Here is a 21,728-nt window from a genome sequence, read left to right as displayed (position 1 = left end):
GTGGTGGCCACAAAAATTGTTTATTCCCTGGCGCAAATGTGCGAGCGAGCCTGCTCGCGATGATGCCGTCAGCTTCAGCACATCGCTCAAGTAATGTCACAAGTCGGTGACATAACTCGCCCCTTTCGTTACCTGCCGCCCGCCATCCCTTGTTTAGACTCCCTGCGTCAAAACAACAAAAAAAGGTACTCCCATGGACACCTTCCAACCGGCCTTCAGCAGTTGGCTGAATGCGCCTGCCCACCAGCAATGGCTTGCCGCCGAAGGCTTGCGTCTGCTGGCGTTCGCCAAGGCTTCGAAGCTGCCGGACGGCTTTGGCAACCTGGACGAGCAGGGTCGCCTGCCGGACGATGCCCGGGCTGAAACCATGAACACCGCGCGCATGACCCATAGCTTCGCCATGGCCCATATCCAGGGGCTGCCGGGGTTCTCCGAGCTGGTGGACCACGGTGTCCAGGCCCTCAGCGGCCCTCTGCGGGACGCCGAGCACGGCGGCTGGTTCGCCACGGCGCAACCCCATGAGAACGACACCGGCAAGGCCGCCTACCTGCATGCATTTGTCGCCTTGGCGGCCAGTTCCGCGGTGGTGGCCCAACGTCCTGGCGCCCAGGCGTTGCTGGATGAAGCCGTGCGGGTGATCGATGCGCACTTCTGGAGCGAAGAGGAGGGCGCCCTGCGCGAGTCCTTCAACCGCGACTGGAGCGACGAAGAAGCCTATCGCGGCGCCAACAGCAACATGCACGCCACCGAAGCCTTCCTGGCCCTGGCCGATGCCACGGACGAGCCCCGCTGGCTGGTCCGCGCGCTGCGTATCGTTGAGCGGGTAATCCACGGCCACGCCGCCGCCAATGACTACCTGGTGGTGGAGCATTTCGACCGCGATTGGCAACCGTTGCGCGAGTACAACCACGACAATCCCGCCGACGGTTTTCGCCCTTACGGCACCACGCCCGGCCATGGTTTCGAATGGGCGCGGCTGCTGTTGCACCTTGAGGCTGCACGGGTGCAGATTGGCATGTTGACCCCGGGCTGGCTGGCCCAGGATGCGCAGAAACTTTTTGACCAGAATTGCCGCCACGGTTGGGAGGTCGACGGCGCCCCAGGCCTTGTCTACACCCTGGACTGGGACAATCGCGCGGTAGTTCGCCATCGCCTGCATTGGGTGCATGCCGAAGCAGCGGCCGCCGCCAGTGCCTTGCTCAAACGCACCGACGAGGCGCAATACGAAGCCTGGTACCGGCGGTTCTGGGAGTTCTGTGACAAACATTTCATCGACCGTTGCAACGGCAGCTGGTACCACGAGCTCGATCCGCAAAACCGCCCCAGCGCCGACATCTGGCCGGGCAAGCCGGACCTGTATCACGCCTGGCAGGCCGTGCTGATCCCGCGTTTGCCCCTCGCCCCCAGCATGGCGACGGCGTTGGCGAAACTCTCCAGTCCTGCGCCTGTGTAACCATGCCGTGACATTTACGCGTCCCTTCGTTACCTGCGAAGGGATTTCCCCTGTTTAGAATCCATGCAGCGCAAGCACCAGACTTGCATGCATAACAACAAGAAAGGTACTTCTAGATGAATGCGATTTCTCGCCTCGCTACTGTCATTTCTCTTGCTTCCCTGCTTCCCGTCGCAGCATTCCCTGTCAGCGCCCTTGCCGCCGAATCCAAAGGCAGCGTGGAAGTCGTTCACTGGTGGACGTCCGGTGGCGAAAAAGCCGCGGTCGATGTGCTCAAGGCCCAGGTAGAGAAAGACGGCTTTACCTGGAAGGATGGCGCTGTTGCCGGTGGTGGCGGCTCAACTGCCATGACCGTGCTCAAGAGTCGTGCCGTGGCCGGTAACCCACCGGGTGTGGCCCAGATCAAAGGCCCGGACATCCAGGAGTGGGCGTCTACCGGACTGCTCGACACCGACGTCCTGAAAGACGTTGCCAAAGAAGAGAAGTGGGACAGCCTGCTCGACAAGAAAGTCTCCGATACCGTGAAGTACGAAGGTGACTACGTTGCCGTGCCGGTGAACATCCACCGCGTCAACTGGCTGTGGATCAACCCGGAAGTCTTCAAGAAAGCCGGCATCACCAAAAACCCCACCACCCTCGAAGAATTCTACGCCGCCGGCGACAAGCTCAAGGCAGCAGGCTTCATTGCGCTGGCCCACGGCGGCCAGCCTTGGCAGGACAGCACGGTGTTCGAAGCCGTGGTGCTCTCGGTCATGGGCGTCGATGGCTACAAGAAAGCCCTGGTCGATCTGGACAACAAAGCCCTGACCGGTCCGGACATGGTCAAGGCGTTGACCGAGCTCAAGAAAGTCGCGACCTACATGGACGTGGACGGCAAGGGGCAGGACTGGAACCTGGAAGCGGCCAAGGTCATCAACGGCAAGGCCGGCATGCAGATCATGGGTGACTGGGCCAAGAGCGAATGGACCGCCGCGAAGAAAGTCGCCGGCAAGGACTACGAGTGTGTAGCTTTCCCGGGGACCGACAAGGCCTTCACCTACAACATCGACTCCCTGGCGGTGTTCAAGCAGAAAGACGAAGGCACCGCGGCCGGTCAGAAGGACATCGCCAAGGTCGTGCTGGGTGAGAACTTCCAGAAAGTCTTCAGCATCAACAAGGGTTCGATCCCGGTGCGCAACGACATGCTGGCCGACATGGCCAAGTACGGTTTCGATTCCTGCGCCCAGACCGCTGCCAAGGACTTCCTGGCGGACGCCAAGTCCGGCGGCCTGCAGCCGAGCATGGCGCACAACATGGCGACCACGTTGGCAGTACAGGGCGCGTTCTTTGACGTGGTGACCAACTTCATCAACGACCCGAAAGCCGACCCAGCCGACGCCGCCAAGAAACTTGGCGCAGCGGTTCAGTCGGCCAAGTAAAGCAGTTAGAAGCTACAAGCTACAAGCTACAAGCTGCAAGGGGGCACTGCTTATCTTGCCGCCTGCAGCTTGTCACTTGTAGCTGCCCCTAGTCTTTCTCTTGTACTGGATCTTCCCATGAGTTCTGTTGCTGTGTTCAGCAAGGCCTCGCCGTTCGATGCATTGCAGCGCTGGCTCCCAAAACTGGTGCTGGCGCCGAGCATGTTCATCGTTCTGGTGGGCTTCTACGGTTATATCTTGTGGACGTTTGTTCTGTCGTTCACCACCTCGACCTTTCTGCCGAACTACAAGTGGGCGGGCCTGGCGCAATACGCGCGGCTGTGGGACAACGACCGCTGGTGGGTGGCGAGCAAGAACCTGGCGCTCTTTGGCGGCATGTTCATCGGCATCACCCTGGTGATCGGCGTGCTGCTGGCGGTGTTTCTTGACCAGCGCATTCGTCGTGAAGGTTTCATCCGCACCATTTACCTGTATCCGATGGCGCTCTCGATGATCGTCACCGGTACGGCCTGGAAGTGGTTGCTCAACCCAGGCATGGGCCTGGACAAATTGTTGCGTGACTGGGGCTGGGAAGGTTTTCGCCTGGACTGGCTGATCGACCCGGACCGTGTGGTGTATTGCCTGGTGATCGCCGCAGTGTGGCAGGCCTCGGGTTTCATCATGGCGATGTTCCTGGCCGGCCTGCGTGGGGTGGATCAATCGATCATCCGGGCTGCGCAGATCGATGGCGCGAGCATGCCGCGCATCTACTGGAAAGTGGTGCTGCCGAGCCTGCGTCCGGTGTTCTTCAGCGCCGTAATGATCCTGGCGCACATCGCGATCAAGAGCTTTGACCTGGTGGCGGCGATGACAGCCGGCGGCCCGGGTTACTCCTCTGACCTGCCTGCCATGTTCATGTACTCCTTCACATTCAGTCGCGGCCAGATGGGCATGGGCTCGGCCAGTGCGATTCTGATGCTCGGTGCGATTCTCGCAATCATCGTGCCTTACCTGTACTCCGAGCTGAGGACCAAGCGTCATGACTAGTCTCGCTGCCAAACCTTCCATCAGCCTGAGTCGCATCGCGATCTACGCGGTACTGATCCTTGCCGTATTGCTTTACCTGGTGCCGCTGGTAGTCATGCTGTTGACCAGCTTCAAGACCCCGGAAGACATCAGCACCGGCAACCTGCTGAGCTGGCCGACCGTGGTCACCGGCATCGGCTGGGTCAAGGCCTGGGCCACGGTTGACGGGTATTTCTGGAACTCGATCAAGATCACCGTCCCGGCGGTGCTGATCTCCACCGCGATCGGTGCATTGAACGGCTACGTGTTGTCGATGTGGCGCTTTCGCGGTTCGCAGTTGTTCTTCGGCCTGCTGCTGTTCGGCTGCTTCCTGCCGTTCCAGACCGTCCTGCTGCCGGCTTCGTTCACGCTCGGCAAGATGGGCCTGGCCAGTACCACCACGGGGCTGGTGTTCATACATGTGGTCTACGGCCTGGCGTTCACCACGCTGTTTTTCCGTAACTACTACGTGAGCATTCCCGATGCGCTGGTGAAAGCGGCGCGACTGGACGGTGCGGGTTTCTTCACCATCTTCCGGCGGATCATCCTGCCGATGTCCACCCCGATCATCATGGTCTGCCTGATCTGGCAGTTCACCCAGATCTGGAACGACTTCCTGTTCGGCGTGGTGTTCTCCAGCGGCGATTCGCAGCCCATCACGGTGGCGCTGAACAACTTGGTCAACACCAGTACCGGGGCCAAGGAATACAACGTTGATATGGCGGCGGCGATGATCGCCGGGCTGCCGACCCTGCTGGTCTATGTGGTGGCAGGCAAGTATTTCGTGCGCGGTCTGACGGCCGGCGCAGTCAAGGGGTAATCATGGCAACGCTCGAACTTCGCAATGTAAACAAGACCTATGGTGCCGGCCTGCCGGACACCCTGAAGAACATCGAGTTGTCGATCAAGGACGGTGAGTTCCTGATCCTCGTCGGCCCTTCGGGCTGCGGCAAGTCGACGCTGATGAACTGCATCGCCGGCCTTGAAACCATTACCGGCGGCGCGATCATGATCGGTGACCAGGATGTCAGCGGCATGAGCCCGAAGGATCGCGACATCGCCATGGTGTTCCAGTCCTACGCGCTGTACCCGACCATGAGCGTGCGGGAGAACATCGAGTTCGGTCTGAAGATTCGCAAGATGAGCCAGCCGGCCATCGACGAAGAAGTCACCCGCGTGGCCAAGCTGTTGCAGATCGAACACCTGCTCAACCGCAAGCCCGGCCAGCTTTCCGGCGGCCAGCAACAGCGCGTGGCCATGGGCCGGGCGCTGGCGCGGCGGCCGAAGATCTACCTGTTCGACGAACCGCTGTCCAACCTCGACGCCAAGCTGCGGGTCGAGATGCGCACCGAAATGAAACTGATGCACCAGCGCCTGAAGACCACCACGGTCTACGTCACCCACGACCAGATCGAAGCCATGACCCTGGGCGACAAAGTGGCGGTGATGAAGGACGGCATCATCCAGCAGTTCGGCACGCCGAAAGACATCTACACCAACCCGGCCAACCTGTTCGTGGCGAGCTTCATCGGTTCGCCGCCGATGAACTTCATCCCCCTGCGCCTGCAACGCAAGGACGGCCGCCTGCTGGCCTTGCTCGACAGTGGCCAGGCCCGTTGCGAGCTGCCGATGGGCATGCAGGATGCGGGTCTGGAAGACCGTGAAGTGATCCTCGGCCTGCGCCCGGAACAGATCATGCTGGCGGGCAACGAGCCCAATGGTTTGCCGACCATTCGCGCCGAAGTCCAGGTCACCGAACCCACCGGACCGGACACGCTGGTGTTCGTCAACCTGAACGACACCAAGGTCTGCTGCCGCCTGGCGCCGGATGTGGCGCCGCAGGTGGGGGAGACCCTGACGCTGCAATTCGATCCTTCGAAAGTGCTGCTGTTCGACGCCAAGTCCGGCGAACGCCTGGGCGTGGCCGGCCAGGTGCAGACAGATGCCCGGACCGCAAACGTAGCGCAGTTCAAAGGCCGATGAAGAACAAATGGGGGAGGGGGCTTTGCTCCCAAACAAGCTCTCTCCCACCAGGGAGTATGCGGTGAGTGGGGGACCATTCGCCGCAATCGTTGTAAACCGCGTTAGATAAAAACAGTTAATAACAATAAAGACGAGGATGTAGGGATGAAGAAGAACAACAACGCCCGGCGTGTCTGCCAATTGTCCGCTGTTGCGGCGATGATGCTGGCCGGTAATGCGCATGCGGCCGAGGCTTTCAGCGCCGATTCGCAATGGATGACGGGCGACTGGGGCGGCGAGCGGACCAGGCTGATCGAGCAAGGTATCGATATCAAGGCTGATTTCGTCGGTGAGATGGGGGCCAATCTCGACGGCGGTTACAACGATGACAAGACTGCGCGTTGGTCCCAGCAGTTTGGCTTGGGCGTAGCCCTCGACCTGGAGAAACTGGCAGGTTGGGGTGATACCACGGCCAAGATTCAATTCACTCGCCGTGACGGTCGCAACATCTCCAACGACCGTATCGGTGATCCACGTGCCGGCACCCTCAGCTCTTCCCAGGAAGTCTGGGGCCGTGGGCAAACCACCCGTCTGACGCAGTTGTGGATCAAGCAGCAGTATTTCGACAGTAAGCTGGATGTCAAAGCCGGTTATTACGGGGTCGGTGAAGATTTCAACAGTTTCCCGTGCGAGTTCCAGAACCTGGCGTTCTGCGGTTCGCAAGCGGGTAACTGGGCAACCGGCATCTGGTACAACTGGCCGATCATGCAGGCGGCGATTCGCGTCAAGTACAACCTCACGCCCGAACTCTATGCGCAGATCGGTGCTTACAACCAGAACCCTTCGCAGCTGGAAAACGGAAACCGCTACAAGCTCAGCGGCAGTGGCACCAAGGGCACGCTCATTCCGGTCGAGTTGGTCTGGTCGCCCAAGCTCAATGGCCTGCCAGGCGAATACCGTATCGGTTACTACAAAAGTACGGCCAAGGCTGACGACGTGCGCGAAGACGACAATGGCCAGGATGCCGCGACAACCGGTAACGCCTACCGCAGCCACAGCAGCAAGGATGGCTACTGGTTCGTGGTGCAGCAACAGCTCACCACCCACAACGGTGATGCATCGCGCGGTCTGAACATTGCGGCCAACGCCACCTTCCATGACAAGGAAACCAACGTCGTCGACAACTACCAGTCGCTGATGTTCGTGTACAAGGGGCCGTTCAATGCGCGTCCTAAAGATGACGTCGGGATTGGTTTTTCCCGCATCCATGTCAACGAAGATGTGAAGAAAAACGCCGAGCTGGTCAACGCGGCCAATGGTGTCAGCGACTACGACGATCCGTTGTTCTCGCCGTTGCGTGGCACCGAATACAACTACGAAATCAACTACGGTTTCCACGTGACCAACTGGCTGACCGTACGCCCTAACCTGCAATACATCACTCATCCGGGTGGTGTGAATGAAGTCGACGACGCGCTGGTCGCCGGTCTGAAAATTCAGTCGGTGTTCTAACGCTGTTGCGATAAGCTCCTCTCTATGTGCGCATATTTGCGGATGGCCAAGGCTGTCCGCTTTTTTTTGCGGAGTGTGCTTGGTTGACGCTGGGCTTGTGGCGAGGGAGCTTGCTCCCGCTGGGTTGCGAAGCGACCCCAAAGCCATTCACTGCGGTGCCTCAGCCAGGCCGCATTTGCCTTGTTTACGACTGCTTTGCAGCCGAGCGGGAGCAAGCTCCCTCGCCACAAAAAATGCGTTGCAAACAGATGAGTAACTCAATGATTTCCAGGACCGCAGCTCATGCATGAGCATCCGCTACAACGCTTTTTCAGATCCTTGCGCGAGCGCCCGGTGTTTGCGTGGGAGCGCTATCAGCAACGTGATGTGTTGGTGATCGATCATCCTCTGTGCCAGGCGGTGTTCAGTCGCCAGGGCGCGCAGCTGTTGCACTTTCAGCCGCGGGGTCAGAAACCCTGGTTGTGGTGTGCGGCCAAGTGGCCACAAGTCGGTGCGATCCGCGGCGGGGTGCCGGTGTGCTGGCCGTGGTATGGCCGTCATCCCAGCGAAAACGCCTGGCCGTCCCATGGCTGGGCACGGTTGATCGACTGGAAACTGCTCGACAGCCGCAGCGATGAAGACGGTGTGCACCTGCACTGGCAGCTCCAGTTGTGCGACTGGCAGGTCGATCTGTACGCCGATCTGGGCGAACGCATGGAATTACGCTTGAGCACCGAGCATCAAGACAGCCTGCCGTGCCAATTGAGCCAGGCTCTGCACGCCTATTGGCGTATTGGTGACGTTGGTGAGATAGCGCTGTCTGGGCTTGAAGGCGCGCTGGGCTACGACCAGTTGAACCGTGCAGCCTGCCAGCAGGAAGGCGAGTTGCGGGTCGAGGGCGGCTGCCAGCGGGTGTTCCAGCATGAGGGCGAATTGCAGCTCAAGGACCACGCCTGGCAGCGCCAGTTGTGCATCGATACGGGCGACAGTGCCGACACCGTGGTCTGGCATCCCGGCACGCGGCCGTTGTTGGGGGTGAGCTGGGATGAGGTCAGTGAATTCGTCTGTGTCGAAGCGGCCAGCGGCGGCACCGACAGCCTGTGCCTGGCGCCGGGGGAACGGGCGCATTTGAGTTTGCAGGCGCGCGTGGGGGCTTAGTTCGGGATCTGGAGTGTTGCTGCTGGCCCCGTCGCGAGCAAGCTCGCTCCCACAGGGGGCTTGTGAACGCCAAAGATCCAGTGTGGGAGCGAGCTTGCTCGCGATAGCGGTTTATCAGGCGACAAGATACCCAAGGTCGAATCAGTTGAACTCATCCCCCACCGGATACCGGCTGGCATTGAGGCTTTCCTTGATCTTGCGCAGATGCGGCTGGAAGTCCACACCGCGGCGCAAGGTCATGCCGGTGGCGAGCACGTCCAGCACAGTGAGCTGGATGATCCGCGAGGTCATCGGCATGTAGATGTCGGTGTCTTCGGGCAGCGGGATGTTCAGGCTCAGGGTGCTGGCCTTGGCCAGGGGCGAGCCTTCGGCGGTCAGCCCCAGTACCGACGCGCCGTTCTCCCGGGCGATGCGTGCGACTTCCACCAGCTCGCGGGTACGGCCGGTGTAGGAAATGATCACGAACAGCTCGCCCGTGTGGGCCACTGACGCGATCATCCGCTGCATCAGCACATCGGCGTGGGCGGTCACCGCCAGGTTGAAGCGGAAGAACTTGTGCTGGGCATCCAGCGCCACCGGTGCCGAGGCACCGAGGCCGAAGAAGTGAATCTGCCGGGCCTGGATCAGCAGATCCACGGCACGACTGATCAAATTGGGATCAAGGGCCTGGCAGGCGCTGTCCAATGAGGCAATGGCACTGCCAAAGATTTTCCGGGTGTAGGCTTCCGGGTTGTCATCGGCCTCCACTGCGCGACTGACGTAAGCGGCGCCGCTGGCCAGGCTTTGGGCCAGTTGCAGCTTGAGTTCCGGGTAGCCGCTGACGCCGAATGAGCGGCAGAAGCGGTTGACGGTCGGTTCGCTGACCGAAGCGGCCTGGGCGAGGGCGGCGATGCTGAAGCGGGTGGCCTGCTGTGGGTTGAGCAGGATCACTTCGGCCACTTTGCGTTCTGCCTTGTTCAGGTCTTCAAGGCGACTCTGGATCTGTTCCAGTAAATTTCGCACGCGGTCCATACAAGATTCCTAGAAAGACGGGTCTTTGATACGACCCTTTGCGGTGGCCTATCCTACTGATGGCTCCGGTGTACCACCACTCGGAATCGGTATTTTCGAAAAATGTTGTGGTTATTACTACATTTTTCCTTGAGTGATGCCTTGAAAAAAGGTATTTGTAGCTTAACTTGATAAAAGAACAAACATCATGCATTCGATTACGGTTGAACCGTGCACCTTCGCCTTGTTCGGCGCGTTGGGCGACCTGGCCTTGCGCAAGCTGTTTCCTGCCCTTTATCAGCTCGATGGCGCGGACCTGTTGCACGAGGACACGCGGATCATTGCCCTGGCCCGGGAGCCGGGTAGCGAACAGCAACACCTGGCGTTCATCGCCGCGGAGTTGCGCCGCTACGTGGGCGACAAGGATCTGAACGAGACCGTGGTTGAACGCTTCCTGGGGCGACTGACGTATCTGCACGTGGATTTCCTCAAGGCCGAGGACTATGTCGCCCTGGCCGAGCAGGCCGGTTCAGCCCAGCAGGTCATTGCCTATTTTGCCACCCCAGCGGCGGTGTATGGAGCGATCTGCGAGAACCTGGCGAAGGTCGGTTTGTGCGAAAACACCCGCGTCGTGCTGGAAAAACCCATCGGCTCGGACCTGGAATCGTCGCGCAAGGTCAACGACGCCGTGGCGCAGTTCTTCCCGGAAAACCGCACCTATCGCATCGACCACTACCTGGGTAAAGAGACGGTCCAGAACCTGATCGCCCTGCGGTTCGCCAACAGCCTGTTCGAAACCCAGTGGAACCAGAATTACATTTCCCATGTGGAAATCACCGTCGCCGAGAAGGTCGGCATCGAAGGCCGCTGGGGCTATTTCGACAAGGCCGGCCAACTGCGCGACATGATCCAGAATCACCTGTTGCAGTTGCTCTGCCTGATTGCCATGGACCCGCCGGCCGACCTGTCCGCCGACAGCATCCGTGACGAGAAGGTCAAAGTGCTCAAGGCCCTGGCACCCATCAGCCCGGAAGGCCTGACCACCCAGGTGGTGCGCGGCCAGTACATCGCCGGCCACAGCGAGGGCAAGTCGGTGCCGGGTTACCTGGAAGAGCCCAACTCCAACACCCAGAGCGATACCGAAACCTTCGTGGCCCTGCGCGCCGACATTCGCAACTGGCGCTGGGCCGGGGTTCCGTTTTACCTGCGCACCGGCAAGCGTATGCCGCAGAAACTGTCGCAGATCGTCATTCACTTCAAGGAACCGTCCCACTACATCTTCGCCCCCGAGCAGCGCTTGCAGATCAGCAACAAACTGATCATCCGCCTGCAGCCGGACGAAGGGATTTCCTTGCGAGTGATGACCAAGGAGCAAGGCCTGGACAAGGGCATGCAATTGCGCAGCGGTCCGTTGCAACTCAACTTTTCCGACACCTATCGCAGCGCGCGGATTCCCGATGCCTACGAGCGGTTGTTGCTGGAAGTCATGAACGGCAATCAGAACCTGTTTGTCCGTAAAGATGAAATTGAAGCCGCGTGGACGTGGTGTGACCAGTTGATTGCCGGATGGAAGAAATCCGGCGATGCGCCCAAGCCGTATGCGGCCGGGTCCTGGGGGCCAATGAGCTCCATTGCACTGATCACGCGGGACGGGAGGTCATGGTATGGCGATATCTGAAGTGAAACTGCCGCAGGGCGTCAGCGCCCACGAATTCAAAACCCCGGTGCTGCTGGCCGAGGGCTTGGCGTTGAAGGTGGCCGAGCAATTACGCGAGGCCATCGAGGCGCGCGGCACGGCGACCCTGGTGGTCTCCGGCGGTCGCAGCCCCGTGGCGTTTTTCCAGAGCCTGGCCAAACAGGCGCTGGACTGGTCGAACGTGGTGGTGAGCCTGGCCGACGAGCGTTGGGTGCCGGTTGAGCACGCTGACAGCAACGCCGGTCTGCTCAAGCGTTACCTGCTCCAAGGTGCGGCGGCCAAGGCCCAGTTCCTGAGCCTCTACAGCGCTAGCGCCGATCTGGAAGCCGCAGCCGAGCAAGCCGATCGTTTGCTGGCCGAGCTGCCGCCCATCGACGTACTGATATTGGGCATGGGCGATGACGGGCACACCGCCTCGTTGTTCCCCGACAGTCCGAACCTGGCTCAAGCCTTGGATGCCAATGGCGCTCGCCGCTGCTGGCCGATGCTGGCGCCCACCGTGCCGCACCAGCGCCTGACCATGAGTCGCGCTTTGCTGGCCTCGGCGAAACACAAAGTGCTGTCGATTTCCGGTCAGTCGAAATTGACCACCCTGAACGCCGCAGTGGCCGGTGACGATGTCGCCGAGATGCCGATCCGCGCGTTTTTGCAACCTACGTTAGAGATTTACTGGTGCCCATGAACCAAGGATCAGCCGCTATGACAAACCCATCCCCGACCGTTTCCATGGCGGACAAAGTTACCCTGATTGACAGCCTCTGCGCCAAGGCGCGGATCCTGCCGGTGATCACCATCGCCCGTGAGCAGGACATCCTGCCGCTGGCCGATGCCCTGGCCGCCGGCGGCCTGACGGCGCTGGAAGTGACCTTGCGTTCCCAGTACGGCCTAAAGGCCATCCAGGTGTTGCGCGAGCAACGTCCGGAACTGGTGACCGGAGCCGGTACGGTGCTGGACCGTCATATGCTGGCCGCTGCCGAGGCTGCCGGTTCGCAGTTCATCGTCACCCCAGGCATCACCCGTGATCTGCTGGAAGCCAGCGTCGACAGCCCGATCCCGTTGCTGCCGGGCATCAGCAACGCCTCCGGCATCATGGAAGGCTACGGCCTGGGTTATCGCCGCTTCAAACTGTTCCCGGCGGAAGTCAGCGGCGGTGTCGCGGCCATCAAGGCCCTGGGCGGCCCGTTCGGCGAAGTGAAATTCTGCCCGACCGGCGGCGTAAGCCCGGCCAATATCAAGAGCTACATGGCGTTGAAAAACGTGATGTGCGTGGGCGGTAGCTGGATGCTTGATCCTGAGTGGATCAAGAACGGCGACTGGGCCCGCATCCAGGAGTGCACCGCCGAGGCGCTGGCGCTGCTGGACTGATTGTCTTACCGAACCTTCGTTGGGTGTTCTACGGTTTTACGGTGCGCTTGGTCGGCGCGCCGTTTTTTTTGCCTGGGTTTTATCGTACCGCGCTGGATGAACGCTGGATTTGTGGCGAGGGAATTATCCCCGCTGGGGCGCGCAGCGGCCCCGAAACCTGACATCTCGGTGCGTCAGATAGGTTAAGTCCTCCTTGCTGGACTGCTGCGCAGCCCTGCGGAGATAAATCCCTTCGCCACAACTACATTCGGCTCAGGTTAATCAGCGCCGCAGTCAACCGCTCGATATCCTTCGCCAAGGTGATCAACCCTGGGGTAATGCGAATACACGGCCCGACACTGGTGTTGCGCACCACGGTGAAGATCCCGTAGTCATTGAGCAGTCGATCGGCCATCGCCTGTTGATCGGGCTGGGCGGTGAAGCGCATCGACGTGATGCCACAGTACAGGCGCGGATCGTCCGGCGTCATGATTTCGATCCCCGGTACATCACGCACGGCGTTCACCCACAGGTCGCGCAGATAACTGAGCCGCACGCCCTTGGCCGATGCGCCACCCAATGAGCGGTGCTCCTCCAGGACCAAGGGCAGGGTGAGCAAAGCCGGGATATTGGGCGTGCTGTGGGGCGTTCGCGAGCGCACGTCTGCGGCTGGATAATGATCTTCGTCCATGTCCGGGTCGATGTCGGCCAGCCGTTGCGGTGCGATGTATAAAAAGCCCAGGGCCAGCGGCCCGCCGATCCACTTCTGCAGGTTGAACCCGGCGAATTCGATACCGAGCTTCTTCAGATCGAAATCGATCTGGCCCAGGGCGTGGGCACCGTCGAGAATGATATCGACGCCAAACTCACGGGCGGTTTCGGCAATGGCCTGGACCGGCATCACCAGCCCAGTGAGGTGGTTGACGTAGGTCAGCGCCATCAGCTTGAGGCGCGGGTAACGAATGAACGCTTGGCGATAAGTGCCCACCAGGCTTTCGAAACTGGCGGGGTGCGGGTGGACGAGTTCAATCACCTCTACGCCACGCTGCCGGGCCAGCCAGCGCATTGCGCTTTTGACCGACGCGTATTCCAGATCACAGATCAGCACCTGATCGCCAGGCTTGAGACCGTTGTAGTTGCGAATCAGCGTTTGCAGGGCGTCTCCGGCACTGTTGGCCAACGCTACGCTAGCGGGGGACGCGTGAATCAGTTGCGCCACTTGCTGACGAATCGCTTCGCCATGGTCCCGGTCGAAATGCTGGCGCGCGTACACAGAGTTACCGCGGTTGACGAACTCAATATTGCGTTGGTACTCCTCGACCACGGTCCGGGACATGCGGCCGAAGTAGCCGTTTTCCAGATTGAGCGGCCCATTGGGGTCGACATCGTAGCGACCCACAAAAGTTTCCCAGAAAGCTTCATCGTGGGCGCGCAGGGTGTTCTCGGGCATGGCGAGGCTCAATCAATGTTGGGGCTTGGGTTTGCCGTGTTTGGCACGCAGGGGGTCAAGCAGATCCGACAGACCGTTGTGGTCGATCTCCTGCATCAGCGCCAGCAAACCGCCCAGTTCCCCGTGAGGAAAACCCTCGCGAGCGAACCAGTTCAGGTATTGCCCGGGCAGGTCGGCCAGGATTCGGCCTTTGTATTTGCCGAAGGGCATCTGGCGTGTCACCAGCAGTTCGAGCTTTTCCGGGTTCATGGCAGGGGTCTTGATTCAGTCAGCCTGGAAAATACAGGCATTCTGCATGCAGGCCAAATGACAGATCATGCAAAGAACACGGATACAGTTATCGAGCGATTGATTAACTTATTGATTTTTAATGTTTTTATTTGTGATTGCGGCTGGCACGACCGATGCAATATTCCTTGTAGGTTTTTTATTCACCAAGCAAAGGAATTGAAAAATGACCGACATCAACAAAGAATCCATCTCCGTCCTGAACGACCTGATCGAGACCAGCAAAGATGGTCAGGAAGGTTTCAAGACTTGCGCTGAAGACATCAAGCATCCACAACTCAAGGATTTGTTCGTCCAGCGCGCCGCAGACTGCGCTGCCGCCGCGGCTGAGCTGCAAGCCGCCGTACGGGCTCTGGGTGGCGATCCGGAAACTTCCACCAGCGTTGCCGGTGATATGCATCGCCGTTGGGTGGACGTGAAATCCATGTTCACTGGCAAGGACGAAGAAGCGGTGCTCAACGAAGCCGAGCGCGGTGAAGACCATGCCCTTAAGGCTTACAAAGAAGCCATGGAGAAAATCAGCAAGCACAACCTGGTTGGTATTCGCGATCTGGTTGAGCGTCAGTATCATGGTGTGCAGCGCAACCATGACCAGGTAAAAGCCCTGCGTAACCAGGCGCGCGCCAGCTAAACAAGCGCGCTGTACAAAAAAACGCCAGCCTGTCTGGCGTTTTTTTATGCCGATCATGTAACGGTGGCTCTGGACTCAAATAGATAGCCAGCTAATAATTGCACCCTCCATCACCCTTTATTGCATCTATCGTTACTGCGTCCCCATAAGAGTTTTTCGCGTGCCCATTACTTTCCAGGCCCTGTTCGCTCCCGACCGCCTCGCTGTGCAATTCGCCATCAAGACCGTGCTTGGTGGCGGCTTGGCGCTTTGGCTGGCCTTGCGCTGGGGCCTGGAGCAGCCTTCATGGGCGTTGATGACCGCGATCATCGTGGCGCAACCGCTGTCCGGGATGGTGGTGCAGAAAGGTTTGGCGCGATTGGTCGGCACCCTGGTGGGCACCGTCATGTCGGTGGTGTTCATGGGGCTGTTTGCTCAGGCACCCTGGTTGTTCCTACTGGCGCTGGCCGTGTGGCTGGGCTTGTGCACGGCTTGCTCCACACTGCTGCGCAGCGCCTGGTCCTATTCGTTCGTGCTGGCCGGTTACACAGTGGCAATCATTGCCTTGCCGGCCATTTCCCATCCGCTGGGGGTGTTCGATCAGGCCGTGGCGCGCTGTACGGAGATCAGCCTGGGCATTGTCTGCGCCACGGCGGCCAGCGCGTTGCTCTGGCCGTTGCGGGTCGAGCGGCAATTGGCCGATCAGGCCCGTGTCGCCTGGCAGAGCGGCATGCAGGCGGCCCGTGCCACCCTGACGGGCGATGCCCAGGCCCGTAAAGGACTGCTGGAAATCCTCGGCAAGATCGTCGCCGTGGACGCCCAGCGTGAACACGCCTGGTTCGAAGGCAGCCTGGGTCGGCAACGGGCTCGGGCCATCAGCGCTCTGAGCCAGAAACTGTTGATGCTGCTGCGCATCTCCCGCTCGGTACGGCGGCAATGGAAACAACTCGATCCTGAGGAAGCCGAGGCCCTCAAGCCGTGGATGAGCGAGGTGCAACAAGCCCTCGACGCCGACAGCGCGACCCTGCAAGCCTTGCGACCACGGGTGCTGGATGCATCCCACGATCCACTGATCAGCCCGGCGCAAAGTTATTGCCTGGCCCGCTTCGCCTTGTTGCTCGATACCGCCCTGGCTGCCTGCGCAGCCTTGAAGGCGGTGCAAGAGGGCAGGGAGGCGGTGGATCCGCCGCGCACCCTGGCGCCCCATCGTGACCTGCCCCTAGCCATGGTCTTTGGTGCGCGTAGCGCCCTGGCGTTTCTGGCGGTCGCCTGTTTTTGGCTGGCGACTGCCTGGCCTGCCGCCTCAGGCGCGCTGGTGCTCACCTGCGTGGTGTGCAGTCTGTTCGCCAGTCGTGAAAACGGCGCGCAGATCGGCATGAGTTTTCTTCGGGGAATTCTGTTGGCGGTGCCGACGGCGTTTGTCATCGGTGAGATTTTGCTGCCGCAGTGGAGCAGTTTTGCGATGTTGTGCATGGCCATGGGCGTGCCGCTGTTCCTGGGGGCGCTGGGCATGGCCAAGCCGCAGATTTTCGCCACGGCCACCTCGTTCTGTCTGCATTTCGTGGTGCTGATATCGCCGCTCAATGCCATGAAATATGACGTGGCGGCGTTCTTCAACAATGCTCAAGCGATGATGATCGGTGTGGGTGCGGCGGTGTTGGCATTCAACCTGCTGATTCTGCGCGATCCGGCCTGGCATAGCCGGCGCCTGCTGGCCGCCACGCTGGATGATCTGGTGCGGTTGACGCGCCGTAGCCTGCGGGGCGCCGAGAGCTGGTTCGGCGGACGCATGGCTGATCGGCTGTTGCAACTGGCGCGGCACTATCCCGAACTGCCGGTGCCGGCGCGTAGCCGTTGGGATGACGGATTGCTTGGCCTGGACATGGGTGACGAGTTGCTGCACCTGCGTTTGAGTCTGGCCGTCGCCCAAATGCCCGACAACCGGGCCCAGCGCCGTTACTTCGATGCGCTGGAGCAGGTGCTTGAGCGCGGTCCGGCAGTTGATCAGGCCGAAGCACTCGGCCCGGCGAGCAACGAGTTCCTGAAGGTGTTGTCGACGCAACCGCCCGGCGATGCGCTGAAACTGGCCCAGGGTGCGGTGGTGCAATTGCAGAACAGCTGGCGCGCCTGGTGCCGTCAGCACGAACCTGAACAACGGGAGCACAGCCATGGGCTTGCGTGAGTGGTCGATAGGCGGGGTATTGCTCAGCCCGTTCTTGATTTATGTGGTGCTGGCCTTGCTGGTGACCGGTGGGCTTCGCCTGTTGCTCAGCCTCGTGCCGGCCGGGCGCTGGATCTGGCATGAAGCCTTGTTCGACTGCGCCCTGTATGTCTGTGTCCTGACTGTTATTACCGTGGTCCTCGGACCGCTATAAGGAGTTGAACATGCGTACTTCCGTACGTGTTGCCGTCACGCTGAGCGTGGTGGCCGTGGCGATCTTTGCCGGGTTTCATCTGTGGCAGTACTACATGCTCACGCCCTGGACTCGGGATGCGCGGATTCGCGCCGACGTGGTGGTGATCGCCCCCGACGTGTCGGGTTGGGTGCGCGAGCTCAAGGCGGTGGATAACCAGCAGGTCAAGGCCGGCGATGTATTGCTGAGCATCGACCGCGAACGTTTCGAGGCCGCGCTGGAGAAAGCCCGGGCGGTGGTCCAGACCCGGCAGCAGCAACTGAGTTTGCGTGAACACGAAGCCAGTCGACGCGCCGCTCTGGGGCCCCAGGCTATCAGTGCCGAGTTGCGGGAAAACGCCCAGATCAACGCCGGCATCGCCCGAGGCGAACTGCGCGAGGCCCAGGCCGAGGCCAAGGTCGCCGAACTCAACCTGGCCCGCAGCCAGGTCCTGGCCCCACGGGGTGGCCATATCACCAACCTGCGTCTGGCCGAGGGCAACTACGTGAATGCCGGACAACCGGTCATGGCGCTGATCGACGATTCAACGTTTTATGTGCAGGCCTATTTCGAAGAAACCAAACTGCCCAGGATCCGCGTTGGCGATCCGGTCAAGGTCTGGTTGATGAGCGCCGGTCATGCCCTGCAAGGCCACGTCGAAAGCATCAGCCGCGGCATCACCGACCGCAATACCAATCCCGATGCGCAGTTGCTGGCGGAGGTCGAGCCGACCTTCAATTGGGTGCGCCTGGCCCAGCGGATTCCGGTGCGGATCAAGCTGGACAAGGTGCCAGAAGGGGTAAACCTGAGCGCGGGAATGACGGCGAGCGTGCAGGTGCGTGAAGACTTGCAATAACTTTGTGGCGAGGGGATTTATCGAAACGTCGCACCGCCCCGCTGGGGCGCGAAGCGGCCCCAATATCTCAAGACCTCTGAGGTGTGTCTGCCCGAGCGCAGGGGGCTGCTTCGCAGCCCAGCGGGGATAAATCCCCTCGCCACAGGTCATTCACTTTAGATAGTGGTAATCAGCCGACGGTGATCGCCGGCAGCGTCGGCAAGGTCACGGTCTGTTGCTTGCGTGGCGCGAGGATTTCCGCTTCGCCGTCCACCACCAGCTCGTCGCGCTGATTGAACACGCGAGTGGCAATGCGTACGCGAAACTTCGGCAGTTTCTCCAGGATCTCCAGGCGCACGGTCAGGGTGTCGCCAATCTTCACCGGCTTCTGGAAACTCATCTGCTGGCCGATATAGATGGTGCCCGGCCCAGGCAGCTCGCAGGCCACCGCCGCGCTGATCAGCGCACCGCTGAACATGCCATGGGCGATGCGCTCCTTGAACATGCTCGCCGCAGCGAATTCGGCATCCAGGTGCACCGGGTTGTGATCGCCCGACATGGCGGCGAACAGCTGGATGTCGCGCTCTTCGACGGTCTTGCTGTAGCTGGCGGTCTGACCGACTTCGAGGGCTTCGTAGGGGATGTTGGTAACCTGGGTCATCTATCAAATCCTGTGACGAGTAAAGGAAAACGCTGCAAACCTATTCGCTGCGTGGCGGTCGCTTGTGACTCAGGGCCTGGGCAATCCAGGCCAGCACGTCGGCCGTCACTTCATCGCGGTTGGTTTCATTGAACAGTTCGTGCCGGGCTTGCGGGTAAATCGTCAATTGCAAGTGCTGGCTGCCGGCGCCGCGCAGGGCGTCGGCCAGATCCTTGAGACGTTTGCCTTCACTCACCGGATCACATTCACCGCCGATCACCAGCAGGGGCAGGCCCGGATCGATCTGGGCGAGATTGGACGCTTTGCTGATCTGCTGCAACCCGCCGAGCAGGTCGACCCACAACTGATTGGTGCAACGAAAGCCGCACAGCGGGTCGTGGAGGTACTTGTCGACCTCGGCCGGGTCGCGGCTGAGCCAGTCGAAGGGGGTACGCGTGGGTTTGAATTTCTTATTGAAACTGCCGAAGGACAGCCACTCGATCAGGGCGCTGCGGCCCTTGGGACCCTGGCGCTTGCGCTCGAAACAGGCGATCAGGCGCGCGGCACGATAGAGCGCCACGGGCTGGAAATTCGAACCGCTGAGAATCGCCCCGTGCAGACTGGCGCTGTGATGTAACAGGTAACCCTGGGCGATGTAGCTGCCCATGCTGTGACCCAGCAACACAATGGGAACATCGGGGTGTTGCTGGCCGATGTGTTGATTGAGGCTGGCCAGGTCGCCGACCACCTTGGCCCAGCCATCCTCGTCGGCAAAATGGCCGAGCATCGCTGCTTCGCCGGTTTTGCCATGGCCGCGCAGGTCCGGCGCGTAGACACCGTAGCCTGCATCGCACAGCGCCCGGGCCAGACGCGCGTAGCGGCCGCTGTGTTCGGCCATGCCGTGGGCCAGCATGATCACCGCTTCAGGGGCGGTTTCAGGCAGCCACTGATTGACGAACAGGCGGGTGTGGTCGGTGGCGGTGAGCATGAACGTTTGGTGGATCATGGTCATTCCTTTACTCACGGGCATACACAAGGGCAAACACAGCGTCGCTGCATTGTATAGCGCATCCGTTGCGTCTCGCCTGATCAAGTCACGTTACGTTACGTCGTGGCAGGTAGATTCACACAATCTATGAAGCAGGTTGCCATATTTGCCTGATTGGCCATAGCTGCTAGTGTCCCAAGAGCACCGCCTGTGCAAGAGCCACAGAAGCGGCCCGGACACGTTCAGGTAAAGAGGATAAAAACAATGCAGCCTGATTTCTGGAATGACAAACGCCCGGCCGGCGTGCCCCTGGACATTGACGTGGGGGCCTACAAATCGGTGATCGAGGTGTTCGAGCGTTCCTGCAAGAAATTCGCCGACCGTCCGGCGTTCAGCAACATGGGGGTTACCCTGACCTATGCCGAACTCGAGCGCTACAGCGCTGCCTTCGCCGGCTACCTGCAAGCCCATACCGACCTGGCGCCTGGCGATCGTATCGCGGTGCAGATGCCCAATGTCCTGCAATACCCCATCGCCGTGTTCGGTGCCTTGCGCGCCGGGCTGATCGTGGTCAACACCAACCCGTTGTATACCCCGCGGGAAATGCGCCACCAGTTCAAGGACTCCGGCGCCCGGGCACTGGTGTACATGAACCTGTTCGGACAGAAAGTCCAGGAGGTGCTGCCTGACACCGATCTGCAGTATCTCATCGAGGCGAAGATGGGCGACCTGATGCCCACTGCCAAGGGCTGGCTGGTCAATACGCTGGTGAGCAAGGTCAAGAAGATGGTCCCTGACTATTCGCTGCCCCAGGCCGTTTCCTTCAAGAGCACGTTGCGCCTGGGGCGGGGCCATGGCATCAAACCGCTGAAAGTCAGCCTCGAGGACATCGCGGTGCTGCAATACACCGGCGGCACCACCGGCCTTGCCAAGGGAGCGATGCTGACCCATGGCAACCTGGTAGCGAACATGCAGCAGGCCCGGGCATGCCTGGGCCAGTTCGGCGACGACGGCCAACCGTTGCTGCGCGAAGGCCAGGAGGTGATGATCGCGCCGCTGCCGCTGTACCACATCTATGCCTTCACGGCGAATTGCATGTGCATGATGGTCACCGGCAACCACAACGTGCTGATCACCAACCCGCGGGACATCGGTGGCTTTATCAAGGAGCTGAAGAATTGGCGTTTTTCGGCGCTGCTGGGGCTCAACACGCTGTTCGTGGCGCTGATGGACCATCCGGATTTCAAGACCCTGGATTTCTCCAGCCTCAAGCTCACCAACTCCGGTGGCACTGCGCTGGTCAAGGCCACCGCCGAGCGTTGGGAACAGCTCACCGGCTGCCGGATCACCGAAGGCTATGGCCTGACCGAAACCTCGCCGGTGGCCTGCACCAACCCCTACGGCACCAAGTCCCGGCTGGGCACGGTGGGGCTGCCGGTGCCGGGCACGCTCATGAAAGTGGTCAGCGACGACGGCGCCGAACAGCCATTGGGTGAGCGCGGTGAGTTGTGCATCAAGGGCCCGCAAATCATGAAAGGCTACTGGAACAAACCCGAAGCCACCGCCGAGGTGCTGGACAGCGAAGGCTGGTTCAAATCCGGTGACATCGCGGTGATCGACCCGGACGGTTTCGTGCGCATCGTCGATCGCAAGAAAGACATGATCATCGTCTCGGGTTTCAACGTATACCCCAACGAAATCGAAGACGTGGTGATGGCCCATCCGAAAGTTGCCAACTGCGCGGTGATCGGTGTGCCGGACGAACGTTCGGGGGAGGCGGTGAAACTGTTCGTGGTGCCACGCGAGACGGGCGTCAGCCTTGAAGAGCTCAAGGCTTACTGCAAGGAGAACTTCACCGGCTACAAGATACCCAAGCACATCGTGCTGCGAGAGTCGTTGCCGATGACGCCAGTGGGCAAGATATTGCGGCGGGAGTTGCGGGATATCGCCTGAGGCCAGCCATCCTTT

At 60.6% G+C, this 21,728-nt stretch carries 20 protein-coding genes; 15 read left to right on the top strand and 5 right to left on the bottom strand.

The features are described 5' to 3' along the window. Nucleotides 1–193: 193 nt before the first annotated feature. From PSEUDOMOFG3G_RS20315 to PSEUDOMOFG3G_RS20285, 7 genes are all read left to right on the top strand, one after another. Nucleotides 194–1,453: an AGE family epimerase/isomerase gene (locus tag PSEUDOMOFG3G_RS20315; RefSeq protein ID WP_139050978.1), complete on the top strand. Its 1,260-nt coding sequence runs from the start codon at nt 194–196 to the stop codon at nt 1,451–1,453. A gap of 116 nt (nt 1,454–1,569) precedes the next feature. Beyond that, nucleotides 1,570–2,871: an ABC transporter substrate-binding protein gene (locus tag PSEUDOMOFG3G_RS20310; protein ID WP_047228362.1), complete on the top strand. Its 1,302-nt coding sequence runs from the start codon at nt 1,570–1,572 to the stop codon at nt 2,869–2,871. 117 nt (nt 2,872–2,988) lie between these two features. After that, entirely contained in the window at nt 2,989–3,897 is a 909-nt protein-coding gene (locus PSEUDOMOFG3G_RS20305) for a carbohydrate ABC transporter permease (RefSeq protein ID WP_047228361.1), read from the top strand. After that, nucleotides 3,890–4,735: a carbohydrate ABC transporter permease gene (locus PSEUDOMOFG3G_RS20300; RefSeq protein ID WP_047228360.1), complete on the top strand. Its 846-nt coding sequence runs from the start codon at nt 3,890–3,892 to the stop codon at nt 4,733–4,735. The genes PSEUDOMOFG3G_RS20305 and PSEUDOMOFG3G_RS20300 overlap by 8 nt, the downstream gene beginning before the upstream one ends. Before the next feature lie 2 nt (nt 4,736–4,737). Continuing rightward, on the top strand, nt 4,738–5,898 hold the full coding sequence (locus tag PSEUDOMOFG3G_RS20295; protein WP_047228359.1) for an ABC transporter ATP-binding protein: 1,161 nt from the start codon (nt 4,738–4,740) through the stop codon (nt 5,896–5,898). Between the two features lie 144 nt (nt 5,899–6,042). Further along, nucleotides 6,043–7,389 (top strand): carbohydrate porin, encoded by a 1,347-nt coding sequence (locus PSEUDOMOFG3G_RS20290; RefSeq protein ID WP_139050977.1) that lies wholly within the window; start codon nt 6,043–6,045, stop codon nt 7,387–7,389. Between the two features lie 282 nt (nt 7,390–7,671). Then, the gene (locus PSEUDOMOFG3G_RS20285; protein ID WP_139050976.1) at nt 7,672–8,526 is read left to right on the top strand and encodes a D-hexose-6-phosphate mutarotase; all 855 of its coding nucleotides are present in this window, start codon (nt 7,672–7,674) and stop codon (nt 8,524–8,526) included. Nucleotides 8,527–8,667: 141 nt separating this feature from the next. Here PSEUDOMOFG3G_RS20285 and PSEUDOMOFG3G_RS20280 read toward each other — a convergent pair whose 3' ends face one another. Then, nucleotides 8,668–9,528 carry a MurR/RpiR family transcriptional regulator gene (locus tag PSEUDOMOFG3G_RS20280; protein WP_171061416.1) on the bottom strand — a complete coding sequence of 287 codons (861 nt, stop codon included), beginning with the start codon at nt 9,526–9,528 and terminating at the stop codon, nt 8,668–8,670. 196 nt (nt 9,529–9,724) lie between these two features. Here PSEUDOMOFG3G_RS20280 and zwf point away from each other — a divergent pair, with 196 nt between their 5' ends. The 3 genes from zwf to PSEUDOMOFG3G_RS20265 are packed head-to-tail and all read left to right on the top strand — an operon-like array spanning nt 9,725 to nt 12,577. Beyond that, complete coding sequence (zwf, locus tag PSEUDOMOFG3G_RS20275; protein WP_047228356.1) at nt 9,725–11,194, top strand: glucose-6-phosphate dehydrogenase; 1,470 nt, start codon at nt 9,725–9,727, stop codon at nt 11,192–11,194. Beyond that, complete coding sequence (gene pgl / locus PSEUDOMOFG3G_RS20270) at nt 11,181–11,894, top strand: 6-phosphogluconolactonase (RefSeq protein WP_139050975.1); 714 nt, start codon at nt 11,181–11,183, stop codon at nt 11,892–11,894. Before zwf ends, pgl begins: the two co-directional genes overlap by 14 nt. Before the next feature lie 17 nt (nt 11,895–11,911). After that, on the top strand, nt 11,912–12,577 hold the full coding sequence (locus PSEUDOMOFG3G_RS20265) for a bifunctional 4-hydroxy-2-oxoglutarate aldolase/2-dehydro-3-deoxy-phosphogluconate aldolase (protein ID WP_047228354.1): 666 nt from the start codon (nt 11,912–11,914) through the stop codon (nt 12,575–12,577). Nucleotides 12,578–12,818: 241 nt separating this feature from the next. Here PSEUDOMOFG3G_RS20265 and PSEUDOMOFG3G_RS20260 read toward each other — a convergent pair whose 3' ends face one another. Continuing rightward, the gene (locus PSEUDOMOFG3G_RS20260; RefSeq protein WP_139050974.1) at nt 12,819–14,006 is read right to left on the bottom strand and encodes an aminotransferase class V-fold PLP-dependent enzyme; all 1,188 of its coding nucleotides are present in this window, start codon (nt 14,004–14,006) and stop codon (nt 12,819–12,821) included. 12 nt (nt 14,007–14,018) lie between these two features. Then, nucleotides 14,019–14,255, bottom strand: a complete 237-nt coding sequence (locus PSEUDOMOFG3G_RS20255) for a DUF3820 family protein (RefSeq protein ID WP_047228352.1) — start codon at nt 14,253–14,255, stop codon at nt 14,019–14,021. Nucleotides 14,256–14,460: 205 nt separating this feature from the next. Between PSEUDOMOFG3G_RS20255 and PSEUDOMOFG3G_RS20250 the strand changes: the two genes are divergently transcribed. The 4 genes from PSEUDOMOFG3G_RS20250 (at nt 14,461) to PSEUDOMOFG3G_RS20235 (ending at nt 18,153) form a co-directional block, all read left to right on the top strand. Then, a complete protein-coding gene (locus tag PSEUDOMOFG3G_RS20250; RefSeq protein WP_047228351.1) occupies nt 14,461–14,925 on the top strand; it encodes a PA2169 family four-helix-bundle protein in 465 nt (154 codons plus the stop codon). A 160-nt stretch (nt 14,926–15,085) separates the two neighbouring features. Then, the gene (locus PSEUDOMOFG3G_RS20245; protein WP_139050973.1) at nt 15,086–17,086 is read left to right on the top strand and encodes an FUSC family protein; all 2,001 of its coding nucleotides are present in this window, start codon (nt 15,086–15,088) and stop codon (nt 17,084–17,086) included. Then, nucleotides 17,073–17,279, top strand: a complete 207-nt coding sequence (locus tag PSEUDOMOFG3G_RS20240) for a DUF1656 domain-containing protein (RefSeq protein ID WP_047228349.1) — start codon at nt 17,073–17,075, stop codon at nt 17,277–17,279. The genes PSEUDOMOFG3G_RS20245 and PSEUDOMOFG3G_RS20240 overlap by 14 nt, the downstream gene beginning before the upstream one ends. A 10-nt stretch (nt 17,280–17,289) precedes the next feature. Further along, complete coding sequence (locus PSEUDOMOFG3G_RS20235) at nt 17,290–18,153, top strand: HlyD family secretion protein (RefSeq protein ID WP_047228348.1); 864 nt, start codon at nt 17,290–17,292, stop codon at nt 18,151–18,153. A 169-nt stretch (nt 18,154–18,322) separates the two neighbouring features. Here the strand turns inward: PSEUDOMOFG3G_RS20235 and PSEUDOMOFG3G_RS20230 are convergent, their stop codons facing one another. Both PSEUDOMOFG3G_RS20230 and PSEUDOMOFG3G_RS20225 read right to left on the bottom strand, forming a co-directional pair. Further along, nucleotides 18,323–18,793, bottom strand: a complete 471-nt coding sequence (locus tag PSEUDOMOFG3G_RS20230; protein ID WP_003184579.1) for a MaoC family dehydratase — start codon at nt 18,791–18,793, stop codon at nt 18,323–18,325. A gap of 40 nt (nt 18,794–18,833) precedes the next feature. Continuing rightward, nucleotides 18,834–19,778, bottom strand: a complete 945-nt coding sequence (locus PSEUDOMOFG3G_RS20225; RefSeq protein WP_139050972.1) for an alpha/beta hydrolase — start codon at nt 19,776–19,778, stop codon at nt 18,834–18,836. A 246-nt stretch (nt 19,779–20,024) separates the two neighbouring features. Between PSEUDOMOFG3G_RS20225 and fadD2 the strand changes: the two genes are divergently transcribed. Continuing rightward, the gene (gene fadD2 / locus PSEUDOMOFG3G_RS20220; RefSeq protein WP_047228346.1) at nt 20,025–21,713 is read left to right on the top strand and encodes a long-chain-fatty-acid--CoA ligase FadD2; all 1,689 of its coding nucleotides are present in this window, start codon (nt 20,025–20,027) and stop codon (nt 21,711–21,713) included. Nucleotides 21,714–21,728: the final 15 nt, after the last annotated feature.

It is taken from the genome of Pseudomonas sp. FG-3G (genome assembly GCF_901007645.1).
GTDB lineage: Bacteria > Pseudomonadota > Gammaproteobacteria > Pseudomonadales > Pseudomonadaceae > Aquipseudomonas > Aquipseudomonas rhizophila.
This window is presented reverse-complemented; position numbering and strand designations above follow the sequence as displayed.